We start from the raw sequence: 1,372 nt of genomic DNA, 5'->3' as shown, positions 1-1,372 counted from the left end.
CCAAGTGACGCTCCGTATCTCCGGATCCGGGGCCCTGGTGGATGGCGGCCCAGACTTTCATCCGCTGGGCGCGACTGGGAGTCTGGGAGTGTCTGCTGACCCTGGCGCAGGAGCACGGCGTGCAGCTTGGCATGACCTTTCTCGATGGCACGAACATCCGCGCCCACCAGAAGGCGGCGGGCGCCGCTAAAAACGGGATTCTCAAGCTGAACGGAAAGTATATGAAGCGCTTGGGCGCTCTCGTGGCAGCATCGGCACCAAGGCCTGCGTCGTCGCCGACGGCTTAGGACGCGTGGTGGCCTTCGTCCTGGCCCCCGGACAGGCGCATGAACTGCCTCATGCCGCCACTTTGCTGGACAGCCTACCCGGCATTCCGAAGTGGGTCGTGGCCGATCGCGGCTATGCCAGCCATGCCTTTCGCCAACAGGTCTGGGATCGCGGCGCGCGACCTTGCATCCCCTGCAAGCGCAATGAGGCGCCGGTCACCTGTCCGGACTGGATCTACAACAACCGCAATCAGGTCGAACGCTTCTTGGCGCGGCTCAAGGAATGGCGCGCCGTCGCAACCCGATACGAAAAAACCGCCCGCAGCGTCATGGGCGTCCTCTGCCTCAAAGCCGCGTGCGATTGGATCAGACGCTAACAAACCCAAGCAAATATGATCCTGATGGAAGCTGAATGCTTTCCGGAAATCCATTGTCGGCAATTATTTTGGCACCAAATCCTCGATTAACTAAATCTAGAAGGGAATTGTATTCTATTGTGGCAAATCCTTCTCCAATCTGAGAACCAAAATATCCACCGAGAGCCCCGATCCCCACACTAAATGCAGTTCCGACGAAAGTAATAGGGATAATCGTGCCGATGGCTGCACCAATCTGGCCTCCAACAATGCTTCCTGCAAATGCTCCGGCAAGACCAAGGCCGAACCCGCCCAACTGCAGTCCGTAGAACTGTGCACCAGTTCGTGCCGCTCCGGCAATATCGCCAGACCCCAATTGTTCCCGGATGCTCCCATAAGTACCATAAGTACCATAGGCGTTATAGGCGACCCCGGCCCCCCCCAACAGCAAGACCACCTTTTTGTACGATGGCTCCAAACGCGCGCCACGGCGCAGAGGCACTGCGTATTTCGCCAATAAGCTGTGAATATTGGGATACTTGTTTGAGGTACTCCCTTTTTGCCGGTAGATATTTTACAGCCTTTACTTCGTTCAAACTAACCGTTCTACCAAAAAAACGGATCTCTCACATTACCCGACAAATCGACTCTTACGCCTTTTTTATTGTCAAAAATGACCGGATTTTCTCCATGTCCGTAATTGCTCAGGTGGTCAGAACGAAGCTGACACTGGGGTGAGGATTGGCAGGC

The 1,372-nt window shown here is 55.8% G+C and carries 1 protein-coding gene and 1 pseudogene; one reads left to right on the top strand and one right to left on the bottom strand.

The features are described from left to right. A pseudogene (locus tag G3T14_RS24135) lies at positions 1-643 on the top strand (IS5 family transposase); the annotation flags it as partial. On the opposite strand, the gene G3T14_RS24130 reads toward G3T14_RS24135, so the two are convergent. Beyond that, complete coding sequence (locus tag G3T14_RS24130; RefSeq protein ID WP_204263052.1) at positions 633-1,124, bottom strand: hypothetical protein; 492 nt, start codon at positions 1,122-1,124, stop codon at positions 633-635. The pseudogene G3T14_RS24135 and the gene G3T14_RS24130 overlap by 11 nt on opposite strands. Positions 1,125-1,372 lie beyond the last annotated feature (248 nt).

The sequence above is a fragment of the Methylobacterium sp. BTF04 genome (assembly GCF_010692745.1).
Classification (GTDB): Bacteria; Pseudomonadota; Alphaproteobacteria; order Rhizobiales; family Beijerinckiaceae; genus Methylobacterium.
This window is presented reverse-complemented; position numbering and strand designations above follow the sequence as displayed.